General features: G+C 64.8%; 8 protein-coding genes and 2 pseudogenes. 3 read left to right on the forward strand and 7 right to left on the reverse strand.

The genetic code is table 11. The features are described 5' to 3' along the window. Nucleotides 1-136: 136 nt before the first annotated feature. The 5 genes from LRS12_RS08585 to LRS12_RS08605 form a co-directional block, all read right to left on the reverse strand. Nucleotides 137-1051, reverse strand: a complete 915-nt coding sequence (locus LRS12_RS08585) for a hydrogen peroxide-inducible genes activator (RefSeq protein WP_257844212.1) — start codon at nucleotides 1049-1051, stop codon at nucleotides 137-139. A gap of 485 nt (nucleotides 1052-1536) precedes the next feature. Further along, entirely contained in the window at nucleotides 1537-4167 is a 2631-nt protein-coding gene (locus LRS12_RS08590; RefSeq protein WP_257844213.1) for a DNA-binding protein, read from the reverse strand. After that, the gene (locus LRS12_RS08595) at nucleotides 4164-5291 is read right to left on the reverse strand and encodes a DNA repair exonuclease (RefSeq protein WP_257844214.1); all 1128 of its coding nucleotides are present in this window, start codon (nucleotides 5289-5291) and stop codon (nucleotides 4164-4166) included. Before LRS12_RS08595 ends, LRS12_RS08590 begins: the two co-directional genes overlap by 4 nt. Nucleotides 5292-5324: 33 nt before the next feature. Next, complete coding sequence (locus LRS12_RS08600; RefSeq protein ID WP_257844215.1) at nucleotides 5325-11024, reverse strand: DUF3320 domain-containing protein; 5700 nt, start codon at nucleotides 11022-11024, stop codon at nucleotides 5325-5327. A gap of 1194 nt (nucleotides 11025-12218) precedes the next feature. Beyond that, nucleotides 12219-12950, reverse strand: coding sequence for a hypothetical protein (locus tag LRS12_RS08605; RefSeq protein WP_257844216.1), 732 nt, complete (start codon nucleotides 12948-12950; stop codon nucleotides 12219-12221). Between the two features lie 838 nt (nucleotides 12951-13788). Between LRS12_RS08605 and LRS12_RS08610 the strand changes: the two are divergent. After that, nucleotides 13789-14416: pseudogene (locus tag LRS12_RS08610) on the forward strand (response regulator). 68 nt (nucleotides 14417-14484) lie between these two features. Here the strand turns inward: LRS12_RS08610 and LRS12_RS08615 are convergent. After that, a complete protein-coding gene (locus tag LRS12_RS08615; protein ID WP_308222992.1) occupies nucleotides 14485-17736 on the reverse strand; it encodes a PAS-domain containing protein in 3252 nt (1083 codons plus the stop codon). Nucleotides 17737-17954: 218 nt separating this feature from the next. Here LRS12_RS08615 and LRS12_RS08620 point away from each other — a divergent pair, with 218 nt between their 5' ends. Further along, complete coding sequence (locus LRS12_RS08620; RefSeq protein WP_257844217.1) at nucleotides 17955-18791, forward strand: alpha/beta fold hydrolase; 837 nt, start codon at nucleotides 17955-17957, stop codon at nucleotides 18789-18791. Here LRS12_RS08620 and LRS12_RS08625 read toward each other — a convergent pair. Then, nucleotides 18727-19626, reverse strand: coding sequence for a LysR family transcriptional regulator (locus LRS12_RS08625; RefSeq protein WP_257844218.1), 900 nt, complete (start codon nucleotides 19624-19626; stop codon nucleotides 18727-18729). The genes LRS12_RS08620 and LRS12_RS08625 overlap by 65 nt on opposite strands. 104 nt (nucleotides 19627-19730) lie before the next feature. Here LRS12_RS08625 and LRS12_RS08630 point away from each other — a divergent pair. Further along, nucleotides 19731-20632: pseudogene (locus tag LRS12_RS08630) on the forward strand (VOC family protein). The last annotated feature ends 3 nt before the right edge of the window (nucleotides 20633-20635 follow it).

Here is a 20635-nt window from a genome sequence, read left to right on the forward strand (position 1 = left end):
AACTCATGCAGCGAACTGAAACCGCTTTTCACCAAGCCGGCCACGCCAATTGCGCGCATGGCAATGACCCACTCGCTTAGGGCACGGCGGGCATGACAGCCATTCGATTGAAGGGACCTCCAGCGAAAGGTTTTTTCTATCGCAGGGGCGGCGCGGTCAGCAGCGAGGCCTCTTTCTGAATACGGCGAGCGATCATGAGGTACAGATCGCCGTAGGCGGCCCCGCAGCGCCACGCTGCGGCGATGCTCCTCGACTCCTTCCAGCCGGCGACATCGAGCACCCGCACGCCTGCGCCGCCACCGACCTCAGAGCGAATGTAGAATTCCGGCAATATCGCGAGGCCAAGCCCAGAGCCGGCCATTTGACGGAGGCTGTCCAAGCTGGTGCCTTCATAGTCGCGCAGCAGGATCATCTCATAGTCGGCGCAAAGGTCCGCAACCGTGCGGTGGAGGTGATGGCGGCGATCCAGGCTGAGGATTTCCGCTCCTTTGAGGTCGTGTTTCGTCACCCGCGATGCCTGCGCAAGCGGGTGATCAGGCGGCGCCACTAGGTACAGTTGCTCACGCAGCAGCGGCTCGATGACCAGATCGTCTCCCTGAATCGGCAGCGGCCCCAGCAGCATGTCGATCTGGCCGCGCGTCAATTCCAGCGCCTGTTCGTCCGGTATCCCTTCGCGGATATAGAGCCTGAGGTCGGGCTGCTCGCGATGGAGGGCAGCGACGATCGCCGGCATGAGATAAGGTCCCAGTGTGGGCGTGACTCCGAACCGGATGGTTCCCGCCCCGCCTTCAGCGGCGCGCGTGGCCAATGCACGGATGTCTTTCATTCCGATCAAGAGACGCCGGGCGCGATCGGCAATTTCCCTTCCGACAGGTGTGAGTTCGACGCTGCCGAGGCCCCGTTCGACCAGCGTGACGCCGAGCCGCTCCTCGAGAGCGCGAAGCTGTTGGCTCAACGTGGGCTGCGAAACGTGAGCTGCCTGCGCAGCCCGACCGAAATGTTTCAGATCCGAAACTGCGACAAGATACTCGAGTTGGCGAAAGGTCGGCATGCTAATCCTATAGCGACATTCTATCGCTTTCCGCGATTTCTCTCGCCTTGCCTACTAAGCCAGCGCGGGATCGTTGTGCGAGCCTGCCGTATGATCAGGGAGATCGACCTCCCGAACGGTCCCGGTTTCGGCCTAGTCATGTCCGCTAATGTGGACTCTCCGGCAGCCTAGAGCGTCCACGTTGGCAGCGATACCGACCGACTGGTCGCGTGGCTGCGACGGCGTCTCCTCTCAGAGCTGTCGTTGACAACGCGACCACCTCGGCGGGAATTAGTCGACGGCTTCCACCGGCAGCTCCCATTGTGGCGGCCGAACTTGCGCCTGGTAATTGGATCGATTGGTCCTCGTCGAATTATCAGCGGCGGCGCGGTTGTGGGGGTAGCGGCAACTGGTGGACCGCGGCGGCTCTATGGTAGTACGAGCGGCGACACATATTCGTTATTTTTATCCAGCGTGGGGCGCCAATCATGACCATTTTCCCGCGTTCATGCTGACGGCTGCCAATCCGTCATCTGCAATATATTTCCACCTAAGCGCTGAAACGCGCGTTGGCGGCAGGAAAAGACGATGATCTGCTGATCGCGCGCCTGGCGATGCAAGGCATCGAACATGCGCTCGATTCGATCGTCGTCCGAATAGACAAGCGCATCGTCCAGGATGACCGGCGCCGGGCGCCCGTCGCGTGCGAGCAAGCGGGCGAACGCCAGCCGGGTGAGCACCGAGAGCTGTTCGCGCATACCGCCGCTCAGACGCTCGACATCCTCTTCCTGACCGCCGCGCACAATCTTCTGCGGCAACAGGGTGCGATCGTCGAAGCTGATCGTAACATCGTCGAACAACAGGCCGAGCAGCGGGCGCAGTTCGTTCATCACCGGCGTGAGATACAGGTCACGCGCCTCTGCCCTCGCCGTCTCAAGCGCCGCAGACAACCGCGAGAGCACCGCCACCTCCTGCGCAAACGCTGCCACCCGAGCTTCGGCCGCATTCAGCGCATCGACGGTCTGAAGCCAGTTTTCCTCGACGGCGTCGTCGGATCGAGCCGTGATCCGCGCATTCAGTCCCGCGATGGTCTCGCGCAATTGCTGGATCTCGCTCTCGGCGGCCTGCTCGACCGAACGAATCCGGCGCAACGCTGCCTCCGCGGCGTCGAAATCCTGCACAGCGGAGACCAACGCATCCACCTGTTCCTGCGCTTGTCCAAGCAGCGCCTCGCGCTCGGCAAAGCGGATGCCAAGCTCCTCGCCTCTCGCCTCGCGCGCATCTGATGGGCCCAGCACCGCAGCGCTCTGCTGCTCCCGCGCCTGCAACCGCGCCAGTGCCGTTTCCGCGCCAACGAATGCCGTTTCCGCCTGAGCGCGAACCGGTTCGGTCACGCGGATCGTCTGCGTTGCATCGCGTCGTCGTTGTTCCGCCGCTTCACAAGCGACGCGCGCCTCCTCCGGATCGGCCTTCAGTTCGATCGGCACCGGATCGACCGCCGCCAGCATCACCGCAGCCCCGCGCAACGCCTCCAGCCCATCCGGCGCAAGCACGGCGAGCTGCGCGCGCGCCTCGCTCGCCTGCGCCTCGATCCCTTGCGCGTGGACCTGCTGTTCGCGGGCCGCCGCCAGATCGGGCACCCCCATCGACGCGAGCAGCGCACGCCGCTGCGCCTCCACCGCGGCGAGCCGGCCGTCATCCTGATCGGCCCGGTTCGATCGCAGCGTGATCACCCCGACGCCCGGTGCGACGAGTTCGGCGTGACCGTCATAGCCGCGCTCCTCGCCATCCTCCAGCACGAGACCCTGCAGCGTGACGCTCTCCGCAGCGCCGTCGGCATAGGTGACGGTGACCGAAGGGCGCGCGGCATCCTGCACGGCGCGGATGCGGACGATTTCCACGTCGAGCCCGGCCAGCTCCTCGATCGCCCCCGCTGGCAGGCGCACCTGCGCGAGCCGCGCCTCACAGCCTTCGATCTTTGAGCGCGCTTCCTCGGCGCGGCGAAGACGATCCTCGACCTCGGTGCGCCGCTCGGCAGCATCGCGTGCGCGCGCTGCGGCATTCAGTGTGTCGAGCAAGGCGCGCGCTTCGGCTTCCTCCGCCTCTGCCTTCTCTGCTTGAGCCTGCGCCGCAGCGATTGCGGCGCTTGCCGCCTGGCGACGGCGGACCGCCTCGTCCCGCTGCGAATTCGCCGTGCGGCTCTCCTCGGCCACCTGCTGCGCTTCCGTCGACGCGGCGAGAAACTGTTGCTGCTCGCGTTCCGCCATATCCCGGCGTTCGCGTGCCAATCCGAGTTCGGCTTCCGCAGCCTTGAGCTTGTCAGCCTGCGCGCGAGCCGCATCCAAGGTGGCTTCGGCGGCAATCACTGCCTGGCGCCGCGCATCGCGCTCGTCCGCATTCTCCAGTTCGGCAAGCCGCTTCTGCGCCACGCCGCGCCGGTCAAGCTCATCGCGTAGCGCCGCAACTTCGTCCGCGAGCCGGCGCTCGTCCGCCGCCAGGCAATCGCGGAGCTCGATCGCAGCGGCGTAGCGCCCACCCGCCTTGGGGCGACCGGTTGCTGTCACTAATGCCCCGCTTTCCTCTGCGGCGGCAGCGATGATCTCGGCCATGCGCCGCCCGCCCGTCATTGCTTCGACTTCGCCCTGCACCGATTCGAGCAGACTGGTGCGCGCGAGCCGGTCGCTATCCTCCGCTGCGCGGCTCCGCTGTTCGATCCCGGTGATGCCCTGGCGCACCCAGAGCAGCCCAGCCGGCCCGCCGGCGCCGCCATGGATCAGGCCGGCGATGAAATTCTCCGCTTCGTCAGCCTGCGCAATCAGCCGACCACTGGCCATATCCGCAACTTTGGCGAACCTCCCGGTATAGAATTGCTTGGTGATGCGCAGCTGCTGGTCGCCAACTGCGATATCCGCCTCGATCAGCGGACTGCCGCCGCTATAGGGGCGCAAATTGCGGACATCGCCAGCGGTGCTCGAATGCGGCTGGAAGAACAGGCCGTGCAGCGCCTCGAAGCTGGTCGATTTGCCGAACTCATTGGCAGCACACAACACGTTCACGCCATCCCCAATCCCCTCGATCGCCACGCCGCGCCCGCCGAAGCGCTTGACGTTATGCAGGCGGAGGGCGGTAAGCTTCATGCCGACACCGCCTGGGCATAGCCATAGAGCCGCGCCAGCGCAGCCGCGGCGACACCGCGTTCCGCCGCAGAACGGCTGCTGTCCTCGCTTTCGGCGAGCAGGGCGTCGGCTGCCTCGCGCAACGCGCCAGCACGATCGATCCCATCCAGATCCTCCACCGCACACTCGGTCGCGAGATCCGCGTCGTCGAGCGCAAGCCACCCGAAATCGGGCGAAACCGCTTCCACCCCCGCTGCCAGAGCGGTGCGTGCCGCTAGTCCTGCGCGTCCGCTGGCCACGATCCGCGCGAGTGTCTGCCGACGATCGCGCAATTCAGGCAACAGCGCGGCCAATGCAGGGGCAGGATCGTCCTCGGCCAGCAAATGCAGGTCGAGCGTACGCCACACAAAGCTGGCGGTGGCGAGCGCAGTCGCCTGCGGCAGTGCGCCGGGTCCGGCGATCTCGATCAACAGCGCCTCTCCCGGACGGTCATGCTTGAACCGATCCTGTTCGGGCGTGCCGCTGTAGCGCGTGCGCGGATCGACTTCGATCGCACCGTGCCAGTCGCCGAGCGCCAGATAGTCGAGGCCAGCCCGGCGCGCACGATCAGGCGCGATCACTTCCGACGCGCCGGAGTCCTCCGAAAAACTCTGGATCGGGCCATGCGCCATGCCGATGCGAACTGCTCCCTCGGGGGTCCCCGCCCCGTCCATCCACGCACTCAAATCGCGTCCGGGGCGGCGCGTGGTGCACGGCGCCGGAAGCAGCACGGCCCCGGATGCCAGCTCCATCGGAGCAGCGTCGACCGCCAACACGACATTCTCGGGCGCTTCTCGCGTCAGTTGCGCCCACAATTCGCTCGCCTGGAGCGAGTCATGGTTGCCTGGCAGGATCACCCAGCGGATCGGCGCGTGATGCGCCATTTCGGTAAGCGCCTGGCGCCGCACATCGGCGGCTGGCGTCTCGGTATCGAACGTATCGCCGGCGAGCAGGATGGTGTCCGCCCCCTGTGACCGCGCATGTTCGGCGAGCCGACCAATCACCGCGTGACGCGCCTCGCGGAGCCTGCCGGGCAGGTCGCCGTCGAAATTGCCGAAGCGCTTGCCCAGATGCAGGTCGCTCGAATGGATGAAGCGGATGGTCATTCGGTGATGTTCTGCATTATCGGCGGCCCCGCGTCACCGCGCATCCGCGCGATCGCCTCGTCGAGCCGCGTGCGCGATCCCGCCGCGAGCCGTTCGACACCCAGCAACCGCGCCAGTTCGCGCGCGGGATCGGGCTCGTCGAGCAGTTCCGGATGCGCCTGAATCACCGCCGCCAGTTCGGCCAACGGGATATCCGGTATCCCGCGACGCGACTCCTCGTCCGCCGACATGCGGTATGGGACGGTTTCGGCTATCGCACCCCCGCTTCCAGATGAACTCGCCGCTCGATTCCTGTGTTCGGTCGAAATCGCGCAGATGCATTTCGATGCGCTCGCGGATCTTGGAGCCGGTACGCAGCCAGCCATGTGCGCGCGCGATCCGCTGGTATAGGATATCGGTGCGCAGTGGGCTTTCGCTCTCGATCACCGCCGCGATCAGCGCCCGGAGCGTGTCGCGATAGGCAAAGTCGAAGAAGCGATCGGGATCGGTCGCGATACCGGACAGATCGGTCAGGCGATACGCCCCCTCCGCAGCAACGCCGGGCGATGCTTCCCCTTGCACGGTTGCGACCTGGGTTGGGGGCGCTTCGGCTGCGACCACTGCGCCTTCGGCGACGCCGGGCCCTGGGACCGTTTCGAAGGTCTCGACGACGTCATTGTCGACGATTGGCTCGATGCCCTCGGCTTCATGCCCGGCGTCCCAACGGACCGTGACGGCTGGCTCGGTTTCTGCGACGCGGCCGGCCTCCAGCAGCGCATCGAGCGCAGCATGCAGCCGCTCGATGCAGCCGGATGGGTCATACCACCAGTCGGTCGACCAGACGCGCAGGATATTCCAGCCCAGCCCGACCAGGACCTGCTCACGCACCTTGTCGCGATCGCGCGCGGTTGCGGCGCTGTGATAGGAGGCGCCGTCGCACTCGACACCGGCCAGATAGGCTCCGGGCAGATCGGGATGGCGAATGCCGAGGTCGATGCGAAATCCGGAAACGCCGACCTGCGGCACGACCTGCCAGCCGCGCCGCTCCAGCTGCTCGGCTACCGCTTCCTCGAACGGAGAATCGAAACCCCCGACCGACCCCATGGTCCGTGCCGGCAACGCGATCGTCCCGCGCTCGGCATAGTCGAGAAAGGTCTTGAGGTGATGGACCGCCATCGCCTTGGTGCGCGTCGAATCGATCTGGTCGGCGGTGAAGCCCGAAAACACGATCAGCTCCTGCCGCGCGCGCGTGACCGCCACGTTCAGCCGCCGCTCGCCACCGTCGCGATTGAGCGCGCCGAAATCCATCGTCAGCTTGCCCGCCGCATCCTTCCAGAAGGTGATCGAGAACAGGATGACATCGCGCTCGTCGCCCTGCACATTTTCAAGATTCTTGACGATCGTCGGCTCGATCCGCTCGTCGGCGAAAAACCATTCGAGCGCGGGCATTTCGCGCCGGGCTGCGTCGAGTAGGTCGAGGATCAATGATTGCTGCTGCGCATTGAAGGTGATGATCCCCAACGTCGGGCGGGTCTTTTCGGGCAGGTCGAGCCAGGTCCGCATCCGCGCCACGGCTTCGTCCGCAACGACCTGCGCCTCGATCCGGTTGGTCCGGCTCTTGCCACGGTCGTAAACTCCGTTCGGCACCTTGTGCAGCCTGACTGCGCGATCCTCGACTTGGGGCGACGGGAAGGTGACCAGCCGGTTCTGATAATAATGATAGTTCGAAAAGGCGATCAGCGATTCGCTGCGGCTGCGATAGTGCCAGCGCAAGTCGCGCACCGGAATGCCCGACGCCTTGGCTTCGTCGAGGATACTTTCGAGGTCGCGCTCGTGATCGGCGACCTCCTCCTCTTCCTCGTTGCGCCCGAAGAAGTTGGTCGGCGGCAATTGCTTGGGGTCGCCGACGATGATCGTCTGGCGTCCACGCGCGATTGCGCCCACCGCGTCCCAGGTCGTGATCTGCGAGGCTTCATCGAAGATCACCACATCGAACAATGCCTGATTAGGCGGGAAATATTGCGCGATCGACAGCGGCGACATCAGCATGCACGGTGCCAGCTTCGAGAAGCTCTCGGGCATCTTGCCGATCAGGTCGCGGATCGACTGGCTGGGGCGTTGCAACTCCATCTGATAGCGCAGCAGGCCCAGTTCGGAATTGCGCGGCACTGACTGCACCGGCGGAAGCCCGTGCGCGATGGCGCTGATCACCCGCCCGGTTGCATGGCTGCGAACCAGATCGTCAATCTCACGAAACTCGACGATGGCGTTGTCATGGCTGAAGCGGCGGAAGTCGCGCAGCACCGGATCGCCATCCAGCACCGAGGGCAACCACCACCGCGCATAACCCAGGCGGAACGCCGCCTGGGTCTGGTCCGGGGCCACGCCCCCATCTTCCAGGCGGGCGACCAGCCCTTCCAGCCCTGCCGCGATGGCGCGGTTGCGCACGCGGCACCATGCCGACCAATCGCGCAGCAGGTGGCGCGACTCCGCCAACGCCCCAAGCGTATCGCCCAGCGCGGTCAGCGCGTGTGGCCCGCTGTCGACTGTCACGCGGCGCCCTGCGCTGCTGGCAAAGCGGTCCCGCGCCGTGTCGAATACCCGCGTGGCCGCGAGCAGCTTGGCGCCCGCCTGCCAGATCCAGCCCGTTTCATCGCGATCCCGCAACGCAGCGGCGATGCGCTGCGCCACAGCGTCGCGATCCTGTCCGTCTAGCTTCACGGCAGCGCGGAGCTTGCCCGCGCGGGCGAGCAGGTCGGCGATCGCCACAGCGTCGGTGTCGAGGCCCGCTATCGGCAAAGGTCGATCGGTGAGAGGCGTACCGTCAATCACTGCCAGCTGCGCCTTCATCCGGCGCAGGTTGGGCAAGTCCTTTTCCGGTCGCGGCTCGCCACTTGTCGCGTAGCCCTGCAACAGCCGCGCGACCTTGCGCCGACCCAGCGCTGACAACGGCCAGAATGAGGCGCTCGCCTCGCGCCACTGGCGCTCCAGTGCCTCGGGATCCAGATCTCGCACGGCAGCGGGCTCGAACGTTGCGGCAAGCCCGTGCTCGGCACCGCGATAATCGGCGATCGCTGCCTCCAGCGCAGACAGGTCGCCCGCCCAGCGCGCAAAGTCGGGATCGAACGCGATCGACAGGTCGCGTCCGCGGGCACCCTCCATCGCTTCGGCGAGCTTCGACAGCGCGACGATTTCGGCCTCGCCCGGCCGATCCGCCGCCTCAATGCCGAGCGCGGACCGATAGCCGTCAAGCGCGCCTTCGAGCAATTCGCTCGCATTGCGCAACGACGCCCCCGCCGCGAGCGCTTCGTCCTGGCGTGCCGCGCTCCATTCCTCGATGTCTACCAGATCGAGCGCCGGCCGATGCTCGACCGACCCGAAGACCTTCCCGAGTTCGTCCGCCAGTTCCTCCAGCGCGGCCAGCGTCTGCGCGTCTTGCACCTGCCCCGGTTGCCAGCCGAGTTCCGGCGCGGGTGCGTCCGCGGCCCGTAGCGCGATGCCGAGCGCGAGATAGGGCGTCCAACCATTGGGATAGCGCTTGTGCAGCGCTGCGACATAACCGTTCAGCATATCGCGCCGCACCCGCAGCCGCTCGTTCACCGCGATCCATTGCGCCGGATCACCGCTCCCCCCATGCTCCCATGCGGACTTGAGCTGCGCCAGAAAATGGCGCCGATCGGCTTTGTTCGAATGCAGCTCGATGCAGTGATCGCCCAGGCCGTGCTCGCGCAGCCGACGATAGACCACGTCGAGCGCAGCCGTCTTCTCGGCGACGAACAGCACGGTCTTCCCCACCGCCAGGCAGTTGGCGATCATATTGGCGATCGTCTGGCTCTTGCCCGTGCCGGGCGGACCAACAATCACGAAATCGCGTCCCTCCGCCGCAGCCAGGCTTGCGGCAGTTTGCGACGAATCCGACGGCAACAGGCAGATGATGTCCACCGGCGCATAGATGCGGTCGAGCTCGGCTTCGTCATGAAAGGCCACCTGCCCCTCCTCACCGGAGAAGGGGTGTTCGGGCGTATCGATGAGATGTCGCACCACGCGATTCTCGCGAAGCGCATCGGTCCGTTCGACCAGATCCTTCCACATCAAGAACTTAGCGAAGCTGAAGGTCGACAGCGCGGTCTCGTCGAGCACTTCCATTCCCGGCACGTCGCGCACGGCGTGACGCATCATCGCATGAATCCGCGTCACATCGATACCGCTATCGTCGGTGGGCAGCGCGCCGGCGAACTGCGGCAGCTTCAAATCGAACTCGCGCTCCAGGAACTGCAACAGCGTCGCGTTGAAGCGCGGCTCGTCCTCGTGGAAGCGCAGGCGGAAGGGCGCGCTCGCGCTGCGCCGCTCAAGCTTGACCGGCACCAGCAGCAGCGGTGCGCGATAGCTGCGTGAGTCTTCGGGCTTTTTCTTCCAGCGCAGAAAGCCCACCGCGAGGAACAGTGTGTTCGCGCCGCCCTCGGCAAAATCGTTGCGGACCTGGCGATGCAGGTCAATCAGCCGCGCCTCCAACAGCGCTTGTTCGAGCGGCGACGGCAATTCATCGCGCGCCAGCGCTTCCGCCGCGAAACCGCGTTGGATATCGCGCCCATGCACCTCGCGGTACAGCCCAGCATCGCGCTCGCCGAGCGGGTTCTGATGGGGCAGCGAGACGATCTGGATCGCCGCGCCATCGGCCAGCCGATCCTCGAGATAGGCCACGTCCGTGCACAGAAACGGGATCGTCTTCTTGGTGTCCGGGAAGTTGAGCAGCCGGTTGCGCAACGTCAGATCGAGCAGCTTGCGTTGCCAGCGATCAATCCGTCCGGCGGCATTGGTCGGCTTTTCCTCAACCGGCACGACTGCCAGCTCATTGAAAGAAGGCGCCGCGGGCAGGGACAGTTCGGCTACCGCCGCCGCATCATCCGCATCCACATCCGCAGGGGCCCGCAGCTCGTGCGAGGCGAGCGGTGTGATCCCGCCGCTGCGCGCGCGCCGCACGTCGATTGCCGCGACAAAGCCGTGCGCGTCTTCCTCCCCCAGTCGGTAATCCAGCGCGCGCTGCGCCGCGTCGAGCGCCATCGCTGGTCGATGCGTCACGCCTGTGGTCTCGAACACGATCAGTTCGTGCGAGGCAAGCGCCTTGCGCACTTCCATCGCATCGGTCTCGATCGTATTCGCCAGCGTCCGCTTGACCAGCCATACGCCGACTGCGGCATGTCCCTCGAACATAAGGATGACGGGGTATAGGCCCGCCCCTTCCAGCGCCGCCGCGAACAGCAGCGTGGTGTCGAGGCAGGTGCCCAGTCGCTCCTCGGCAATCGTCGCCGGGCGGCGCACCTTCTGTCCGCGAGCCTCGAAGCTGGCGGGCGGCTCGGCATAATGCACTCCCATGGCAGCGATCGCCGAATAGATCGCCGCACACAGCATGTACGCGCGCTGCGGGTCACCCGACTGATAGCCATCCAGCCCGCTGGCATGGCCATGCGCCGCCAGCCGCTCTGCCGCGGTGCGCAGAATACGCGCGACCGCGGGTTCGTTCGGCATTACGAACGCGGGAAGCAGTTGCGCCATGTCGGCGACCCCGCCCCATTCGTCGCGCGCCAGCAGGCGAACGGCGAAGCGCTGCTCGTCGAGCAGCGTGTCGCCAGCGATAAGCCGCAGCGTGATCTCGCCGCGCTCGGCCTCGTTCAGGCCGGAAAGATAGTCGGCGTCGAGCTCGACCTTGCGGTCGCCGAGCGGCAGGCTGTCACCCGGCGCAAGCCTGTCGATCATCCAGGTCTTAGGCCGCAAAAAGGCGGGGGACGCAGTCAGCTCCAGTCGGCAGTTTTCATGGCGCTGGCCCGGTTCGTTGTCGATTCTGGATCGAACGAAGTACGGGGATCGCGTTCTGATAGGAAGCGTAAGTGAAACTGCCCGCAACATCGGCGACTATCGCCGGATGGCGCCCCTCTCCTGTCTCCGACCCTGCCGCATCATCGTTGAAAATCTGCATGGCATCCCCCTTGATGGACAGGATAGCGACGCATTACCAAGTTAAAAAGAATGAACTGCGCACGAATTTTCGGCCGTTATGGTCTGTTCCGGCGCGCGCCAGACGTTCCCGCTGCTTGACCCAGCTGTAAAACGATTGCTTCAAGCAGCATCGCTCGACAATTAAGTTTGAGAGCATGCGGAGAACAAAGGCCAACGCGATATCCGCAAAACTCTACGGTGATGGCGGCGCAACCAGGGTGTCGCAAGCCTGCCTTTGACCTTACCGAAATCTGTCATCCAACAACGCCAGCGACGCCCTGGAAAACATTCAGGGGACTTCCAGTTCATGTTGAGTCTGCGACGCGCCGGACGTCAAGCTCGACGACGTTCGCGTTCTGCTTTCTCAAGGCGTGCCGATTTGTCAGCTGTGCTGGAGCTCTGAGCGGTCACAGGTAACATCATAAACGAGTGGCTGAAGTTTGGAAATCGCAAGGGCGGCCTGAATGACCGACTGTGGGTCCTTTGCGACTCGAGGCTTAGTTGAACGAAGGTCCGCTTTCACAGCTGCTGCTCTTGAAACCGGCCAGTCTGCAATCGGCCCAGTAGCTGCCGGGCCGTCTCAGTACAAACTGCCAGTCTGCAATGCGCTCGAAAATCCGTCATTCAGCCTGCCGATCGTGCCACTACAACCTGTCGCGACAGTATTATTATGCGACGGCTCTTCTCAATCGCCCTATTGATTCATTTTGACCGGCGCCGCGTCGAGAACGCGTCACCAACTTGGGTTATTGCCCGACCGGCATTTGCGTCATCTTAAGCGCAAACCTGGAGAGATGCGGCATGTCCCTTTGTCAGCAAATGGACGCGGTCCGCAAATCCCGAGCATGGAGCTCTGAAAGCGATCATTCGCGGGCAGCATGGCAGCTATTAGCGCGCTCAATCGAGCATTTTTTACAATTGCAGCGCGCATGGGATTAAAATAATAGTAGCACGTCAAAATATTATGTCGCGTTCATCGCGACTAGCCGTGACTTGATACGCCTTCTTGATATCTTCGATCTGCATCAGAAAGTTGTTCAGATCGGAGTCTGGGTGGGGCACAAAATACCGGACCGTTCGATCATTCAGCACGACGACATCGCAGATTGCGTCGATCCGACGCAGATCCCGGATCAGGTCTCCAATCTGATCGGGTTCTACCCGAAGATACTCAGACATCTTGCGACCCAGGTAGTTCGAGCCGCGCACCACGCGTCCTGGGGAATCGGGAACCACAATCAAAACCTCATCGACTCGGCATATCTCAATGGCGTTCTGCAGACTCGTTGCCCACTCCTTCGCGGTTACACGCGCCTCGGCTCGCTCGACTATCGCTAGCGCGCGTTCATAGCTCGGTTCTGGGGTCGTCGGCACCGCACTGGCGGAACTGCCAGAATTGAGCATCTGCAACGCTGCGAGAGGTAGGGCGATCAAAGTTGCCACCTCGCCTGGCGAGGTGCGCCGCTCGTTGAGCCACTCAACCGTCGCAATCCACATTGTGGTCAGAGACCCCTGCTGTGCGGAGAGCAGTTCAAGCTCGATCCGCACCTCATATCCGCCGGTAGCTGCTAGTTCTTCCGCCATGCGCGTGAAGGTCGAGGTAACACCACCGATGAAAGCGGCTGGAAGTGTGAGCCGCGGCTCATCTAAGCGCCGGAATTGAAACGTGACAGCGTCGTTAATCATCTCGGTCTCACCTCTTGGGGTGCATGATGGGAAATTGCTCGCGGCGCGTCCAGGATTAACGGCAGCAGAGGGAGTTCTAACTTCATTGGCCTGCTCGATTAGCTAAAGTCGGGAATGTTGGCAGTGATGCTACTTTGGATTTTGGCCGTGTTTGCGTCGCCAACATGAGGAGCCAGATCAGTTCATGGAACTAAGTTTGGAGGTCCGCAGAAGGGATGCGACCTGCTCGCGTTCATCGTGTGCTTAGCAAAACGGATTTTTTAATCTGCGCCTCAACTCCGGACCGGCTATCCCAGTCTCCCCGGTCGATCGCTTGGCCAACAGGAGCGGTCACCTTTAGAGCCCCGAACCAGCGCGAGCGTCCGACCGTAGCGATCCCATGCGCTTGATGCGAACATTACCGATCAATGTGGCCTTGGGAAGCGCTGAGATGCCCTTGGGTCGTATGGCGCGCATTTGCGGCCCGCACCTCCTCCTCCGCTGTCGTGGTTGTGGCGTTTTCTATTCATGACGAGTCCGAAGCCGGCTTTATGGCCAATATTATGACGAAACACTTGAAAGACATAATTTCTCTTTAGATTCAGAAAAATTTGGCAGCCTCCCGCTCCGCCATTCGTCTCTCTTTCACGGGCGTGCGATTTGCCCGCAGTCCTGAACGGCAATGCTCGCGGGCACCTTGGCGTCCGTGTCGTCACGTCCCCATTGCGACCGAATGGCTGGCTGATAAGTGTTCGACTTCGGGGTCGGACCCGGAGTCCGCGACCGGGGGAGTGTTGACGAGAGTGCCTATCGGAATTCAGCGCTTGGACGGCTCCATGCTTCACTTGGCGATTCTGTCGTGAGCGGGTCGGTCCTGATCGCGGACGATCACCCGCTGTTCCGCCAGGCGCTGAAGCTGGCGATCGAGCGGATCATGCCGGGCGCGCGCATCGTCGAGGCCGGCACGCTGGCGACCGCTGCCGCGGCCGCCGCATCGACGCAGGAGCTGCGCCTGATCCTGCTCGACCTCAAAATGCCCGGCGCGGTCGGCTATTCGGGTATTGCGTTGCTGCACGCCGAATGCCCCGATGTTCCGATTCTGGTCGTATCGAGTGCCGGAGCCGAAGCGGCGGGGGGAGGCGCGCGCGTTTGGCGCGGTCGGCTATCTTCACAAAGGGTGCGACCTCGCCACGATCGAGGATGCGATCGCTCGCGCGCTCAACCATGTCGCACCGGTCGAACAACCGCCCGGTGTCCAGCCGGCAGATCAGGTCCGCAGGACGGTTGCCGGTTTCACTCCGATGCAGCTCAAGGTTTTGCTCGCGGTGCTCGATGGACAATTGAACAAACAGATCGCCCACCGCCTCGATATCAGCGAGGCGACGGTGAAGGTTCACATGACAGCGATCATGCGCAAGCTGGACGTGCGAACGCGGACCCAGGCGGCGCTGGTGGCGCGCTCACTCGGGATCGATTCGCGCGACTGAGGCGCCGCGCAGGAACGCATCGATCGCGTCGGGGGTCGCGGGCTTGGCGAGCATCTCGACGCCCAACGCTAAGCCCGGGCGCACAGTTCCGCGCCGGACTCTGCGGTAACCAACAGAATCGGTAGTCCCGACCGGCGCGCGCGCAAGGCCGGGATGAGGGCCAGACCGGTTTGTGCGTCGCCAAGCTGATAATCGACCAGCGCAGCGTCTGCGCGCTCCACCATCTCGAGCGCTTCGTTCGCGTCGCGCGCACCCATGCCACGATGGCCCAATGCCGCGAGCAGCGCGAGGCTGGCCGCGACGATGCGGGAATCGTCATCGACGACAAGGACGGTGAGCGCACGCGACGGCCCGTCAGGCTCCGTTACCGCTGCCGGGTCATGCGCCGGGACGCCGTCGGCGGCAGGCAGGGTCAGAATGAACCGGCTGCCGCGACCCGGGCGCGACCGGACGTCCAGCCGGCCGCCGATCAGCGGCAGGATCCGTCGCACCAGCGCCAGGCCCAGCCCGAGCCCCTCCGCCTCGACCATGCCCAGCCGGGTGAACTCGGCGAAGATCAGGGGGATCTGCGCTTCCTCCAGGCCGACCCCGGTATCGACGATATCGATGCGCCAGTCGCCGCCACGGCGGCGCACCCCGACCAGCACGCCGCCCGCAGGAGTATAGCGCAGTGCGTTGCCGACAATGTTCTGCAACACCGATCGGAGCAGCCCGACGTCGCACCGCACCGCGCCGCGCAACGCGACGGCGTCCAGACGCAATCCCTGCGCCGCCGCCGTCGGACGGAGATTCGCGAGCAGATCCGACAAGAAGGGAGCAAGCGCGATCGCGACCGGCTCTGGCGTGACCCCACCCGCGTCGAGTCGGCTGATATCGAGCAGCGAGCGCAGCAGGTCCTCGGCTGCCAGCAGCGAGCCTTCGATCTGTCCCACCAGGCCCTGTTGCGTCGGTGACACGTCCCGGGCGAGCGCGCCGGTAAACAATCGCGCGGCGTGAAGCGGCTGAAGCAGGTCATGGCTGGCCGCCGCCAGGAAGCGCGTCTTGTCGCGGTCCGCCAGCGCGAGCCGCTGGTTGGCGGCGCTCAACTCGCTGGTGCGCTGATCGACCCTGCGCTCCAGCTCCTCCAGCGTCGTGCGCAATTCGGCCTGCGCGCGTGCTTCGGCGCTAATATCGGTGAACGACATGACATAGCCGCCGCCCGGCATCGGGCCGCCAACGGTCTTGATCGTCTTGCCGTCGTGACGGCGGCGCTCGAAGCTGTGCGGCTGACCGTTGCGCAGGTGATCCAGCCGCTTCTCGACATGATAGTCGATCTCGCCCGGTCCGAAATCGCCATGGCGGGCATTGTGGCGGATCAGGTCGGCGACCGGTGCGCCGACATAGACCATGTCGGACGGATAATCGAACAGCTCGAGATAGCGGCTGTTCCACGCGACCAGGTTCAGGTCGGCGTCGACAACGCTGATCCCGGCATCGATATTCTCGAACGTCGATGCGAGCAGCTTGCGCGAGAATTGCAGGCTGGCCCCGCCTTCGTCGAGCAGCCGTGCGACATCCTGGAGGCTCATGCGGTTGCCGGCGAGCGCCGACGCGACGAGCGCGCGTGCGGAGGAAGCGCCGACCACCTGCGCAATCAGCGCGCGCGCACGGCGCGCCGATCGCCGATCGACCGGTGCCATCGGGTCCATGTCGTCAAAGGCGCGATCCGCGCGCTCATGGCCGACAAAGCTACCGGTCAGTGCGATAAGGTCGCGCTGGTTGCTGATTGCGCGCTCGGCTCCGAACAGGCGGGGCAATTGTGGCGCATGGATGCCGCGTGCTGCCACTGCCGCATAGACGAGGAGATTGGCGCCGACGCTCCAGATCACGCCATGCGTCAGCGGAGAGGCGGAGCCGATACCAAGAAGGTTGACCGGGTCAGCCAGTCCACCCGTCAGTCCTGCAATCCAGTACGCGGGCAGCACCGGCGGCAACGCCAGCGTGTAGAGCCACAGCAGGAACCCGGTCGCCAGGCTCGCCCGCGCGGCTAGCGGGTCGCGATCCTTCCCGGTCGCGGCGAGCATCAGATGCGGCACGAATTGCGCCATCGCGGCAAAGGCGATCAGCCCGATCGAGGCAAGCGAATCCTGCGACGAGACCAGTAGCGCCCATCCGAGGCCAAGCGCCATGATCGCGAGGATCGTGAGGCGGCGGAGCGTCAGCATCCGCTCACCCATCGCGCCCGATGCGGCGGCGGAGGCGAGGCCGCGCCGCCGCACCAGTGTCGGAAACAGCAGGTCGTTCGAGACCATCGTCGCCAGCGCGGTCGAATCGACGATCGCCATCGACGCAGCCGCGCTCACCCCGCCCAGCAGGGCGGCGATCACCACCCAATATTGGCCCTGCTCGGCGGGCAGTTCGAGGACGTACCAGTCGACCGGGACATCGGGTTGCAGCGAGATCACCCCGGCCAGCGCGATCGGCAAGACAACCAGCGCCATGACCGCCAGATAGGAAGCCAGGCCAAAGCGGGCGTGGACGAAATCGTCGGGCTGCCGCGCCTCGACCAGGCCCATATAGAATTGGCGGGGCAGGACGATGATCGCCGGCATCGCGATCAGGAAGATCACCGCGACTTCGATCGAGATTCGATCGGTGCTAAAGCTCTGCTGGAACCGCTCCAGCCCACGGCTCAGCGTTGCCGAATCGCTATTGGCGATCACCGCCACCGCGATCCCGGCGACGAGCAGAAGGGCGACAAGCTTGATGACCGATTCGAGCGCGATCGCATAGAGCAGCCCTTCGCTGCGTCCGGCGAGTTCGAACTTGCGCGCGCCGAACAGCGCCGCAAACAGCGCGAGCACCGGCGCCGCGACCAGCATCGTCTGGGTGGCGACATCCGCACCCGACACGATCGAAAAGGCGGCCCCGATCGAGCGGAGTTGCAGCGCAATGTACGGAATCGTTCCGAACAGGGCGATGGTGGTCACCAGCCGGGCGACGACGATGTCGTGGCGAAACCGTGCGGCGATAAAGTCCGACACGGTCGTCGCCCGCTCCTCCGCGACCGAGTAAGCCAGACGTCTGAGCAGGCGCGGCGCGACCAGCAGCAACAGGATCGGCGCGGCATAGATCGGCAGATAGCTCCACCCGTCACGCACCGCGCTGCCGACCGCGCCGTAAAAGGTCCAGCTGGTGCAATAGACGCCCAGCGCGAGCGTGTAGGCACGGCGACGCAGATGCGGGCGCACGACGTCCGACTTGCGCTCGACCAACGCCGCGACGGCAAACATCAGGAGAACCAGCGCCAACGCAAAGAAAGTGGAGAGGCTGAGGCTCACAGTGACTCCGCAGAGCAATTGGGGGCGAGCAGATGTCCCGCCCGAGCGGCTCGACCTTGGCAGCACTAGGCAGTCTGGCCGGCTGTGCGCAATCGCATTCGTCGCAGGTCGGCGCTTTGTCCCGGGGTGAATGCGCGCCGCCTGCTCGGGCTCGTCATCTGGCGCGGCGACCCGAATGGGCCTAGGCGCAGTCCCGGCGAAACGGTCAGGGGGAATGCGTGGACGAGGACGTGCTGATCTTGCCGGGGTTGATGTGCGACGCGGCCATGTTCGTGGAAACGTTGAAGCAGGTTCCGCGATCGCACGTGATCGATGATCACTATGGCGGCGCCGACCGGATCGATCAGATGGCGGCGCACGTTCTAGCCGCTGCGCCCGACCGGTTCGCCTTGATCGGTCATTCGATGGGCGCGCGGGTCGCGCTCGAAATCGTCGCGCGGGAACCCGATCGCGTTACCCGATTGATGCTTGCCGATACGGGCGTCCATGGCGTCCGTCCGGGAGAGATGGAAAACCGCTATGCCTTGCGCGATCTCGGTCGCCGCGAAGGCTTCGACCGGCTGGTCGATGCCTGGCTTCCCCCGATGGTGGGTGATGCGGCACGCGGCGACCCGGTGCTGATGGATGCGTTGCGCGCCATGTGCCGGCGTGCCGGGCAGAAGGTGTTCGAGGCGCAGACCGAGGCACTGTTGCACCGCCCTGAAACCGGCCTGGTGCTGCAGGCACTGACCTGTCCGGTCAGCGTGGTCGTCGGGGCCGAGGACCGATGGTCACCGCCTGCCCAACATCGCGAGATTGCGGCGGGCATCGCCGGCGCGCAGTTTCATGTGCTGGACGGTGCGGGGCACATGGCGCCCGCCGAAAAGCCGGATGAATTCAACGCATTGGTTCGCGGGTGGCGCGCGCTTCCGACTAAAAGCAACCCGCCCGGCTCCCTGAGGGAGCGGTCAGCGGCAGTCTGGACGCGCGTCGCGCCGGTCGACCTGCACATCAGCGCGTCGAGTCGCGGATCAGGTCGATCAGCCAGCGCAGGCCCGGATCGTTGCTGCGCGTAACATGATATTGCGCCATCTCGACCAAGGGCGGGATCGGCAGCGGGGGTGCCACGGCCACCAGCGGAAAGTTGCGCGCCATCTGCGCCGCCAGCCGTCCCTGGATCAGCGCCAGCCAGTCCGTATCCTGCAACAGCCACGGCAGCATGCCGAAATTGGGCGCGATCATCGCGATGCGGCGCTGGATGCCCATGCGGTCGAGAAAGGCGTCGCCGAAGCTTGGCAGTCGCTCGTCGCCGATCGCGACATGGACATGGTCATAGGCCAGCATCGCCGCCAGCGTGGTCTCGCCGCCGAGTGCCGGGTGGCCCGCACGCCCAACGAGGTGATAGGCGTCCTCGAACAGCGGCTCCGACGGCAGTTCGGGGGTCAGATATTCGCGCAGCGTGATGAGCAGGTCGATCCCGCCGCTTTCGAGCAGTTCGATCCGGCGCGGGCTGGGCAGCAGCAGTTCGATCCGCACGCCGGGCGCGGTCGCGGACAGGCGGGTGACGATCGGGAACAGGATCGACGTCGCGATGTAATCCGATGTCATGATCCGGAACGTCCGGTTGGTCGTCGCGGGATCGAAATGGCGCGAGGTGGCAATCACCCCCTCCATCGTCTCCAGCGCCTGTCGCACCTGCGGCAGCAGTGTCTCGGCGAAGGGGGTGGGATACATGCGCTTGTTGCGCGCGATCAGCAGCTCGTCGCCGAAATAGCTGCGCAGCCGGGCCAGCGCGTTGCTCATCGCCGGCTGGCTGAGGTTAAGCCGCTCCGCCGCGCGCGACACGCTGCGGTCGCTCATCAGCGCCTCGAACGCGACGATCAGGTTGAGGTCCAGTCCCTTGAAGCGCATCGGCCATCCATTTTTTGCATGAATGCTAATGGATAAAAACAATCACTTTTTCAATGAAGATCGATGCCGCTAGGGCGGGGACAACCACGATTGGAGCAGGATGCATGAGCAAGGTAAGCGAGATCCGCTATGTCGGATATGCCGTCACGGCGCTGGAGGAAGAGCGCGCCTTTTACGCCGATGTCTGGGGGCTGGAGGCGGTCCCGTCGGACGATGGCATGGTCTATTTCAAGGCACAGGGGCACGACGAGCATCATGTCGTCCGGCTGCGCGCGGCGGATACCAAGCGGATCGATGTGATCGCGCTGGCGGCGGAAAGTCGCGCCGATGTCGATGCGCTGCACGCCAAGGTTGCAGCGGCCGGCTGCCGGATCATCCATGCCCCGCGCGATCTGACTGCGCCGGGCGGCGGCTATGGCTTCCGCTTCTTCTCCCCGATGGCCTGCCGTTCGAGATTTCGAGCGATGTCGCGCGCGGATCGAGCCGCGAGATGCAGCGCTGGGACGGCGTGCCGCAGAAGATCAGCCATATCGTGCTCCACTCGCCCGACCATCAGGCGATGGTGAAATTCTTTGTCGACGTGCTCGGCTTCCGCGTCAGCGACTGGCTGGGCGACTTCATGTGCTTCCTGCGCTGCAACAGCGCGCATCACCGTATCGCGATCCTGCCCGGGCCGGCCTGCCTCAACCATGTCGCCTATGACATGCTGACCGTGGACGACATGATGCGCGGGATCAGCCGCCTGCGGAAGAAGGGCACCGATATCCGCTGGGGCCCGGGGCGGCATACGGCGGGCAACAACACCTTCAGCTATTTCACCACGCCGAGCGGCTTTGCGGTCGAATATACTTCGGAGCTGGAAGAGGTCGATTTCGAGAATCATGTCGACAAGGTGCACGTCCCGGGACCGCAGATCATGGACCAATGGGGCGTCGGCGTCGGCGGCCCGCAGACCATGCCGCATCCCGAGCCCGATGCGGGCCTGTTCCAGGCGGCGGAGGTCTGATCG

Source organism: Sphingomonas sp. J344 (assembly GCF_024700005.1).
Lineage (GTDB): Bacteria > Pseudomonadota > Alphaproteobacteria > Sphingomonadales > Sphingomonadaceae > Sphingomonas.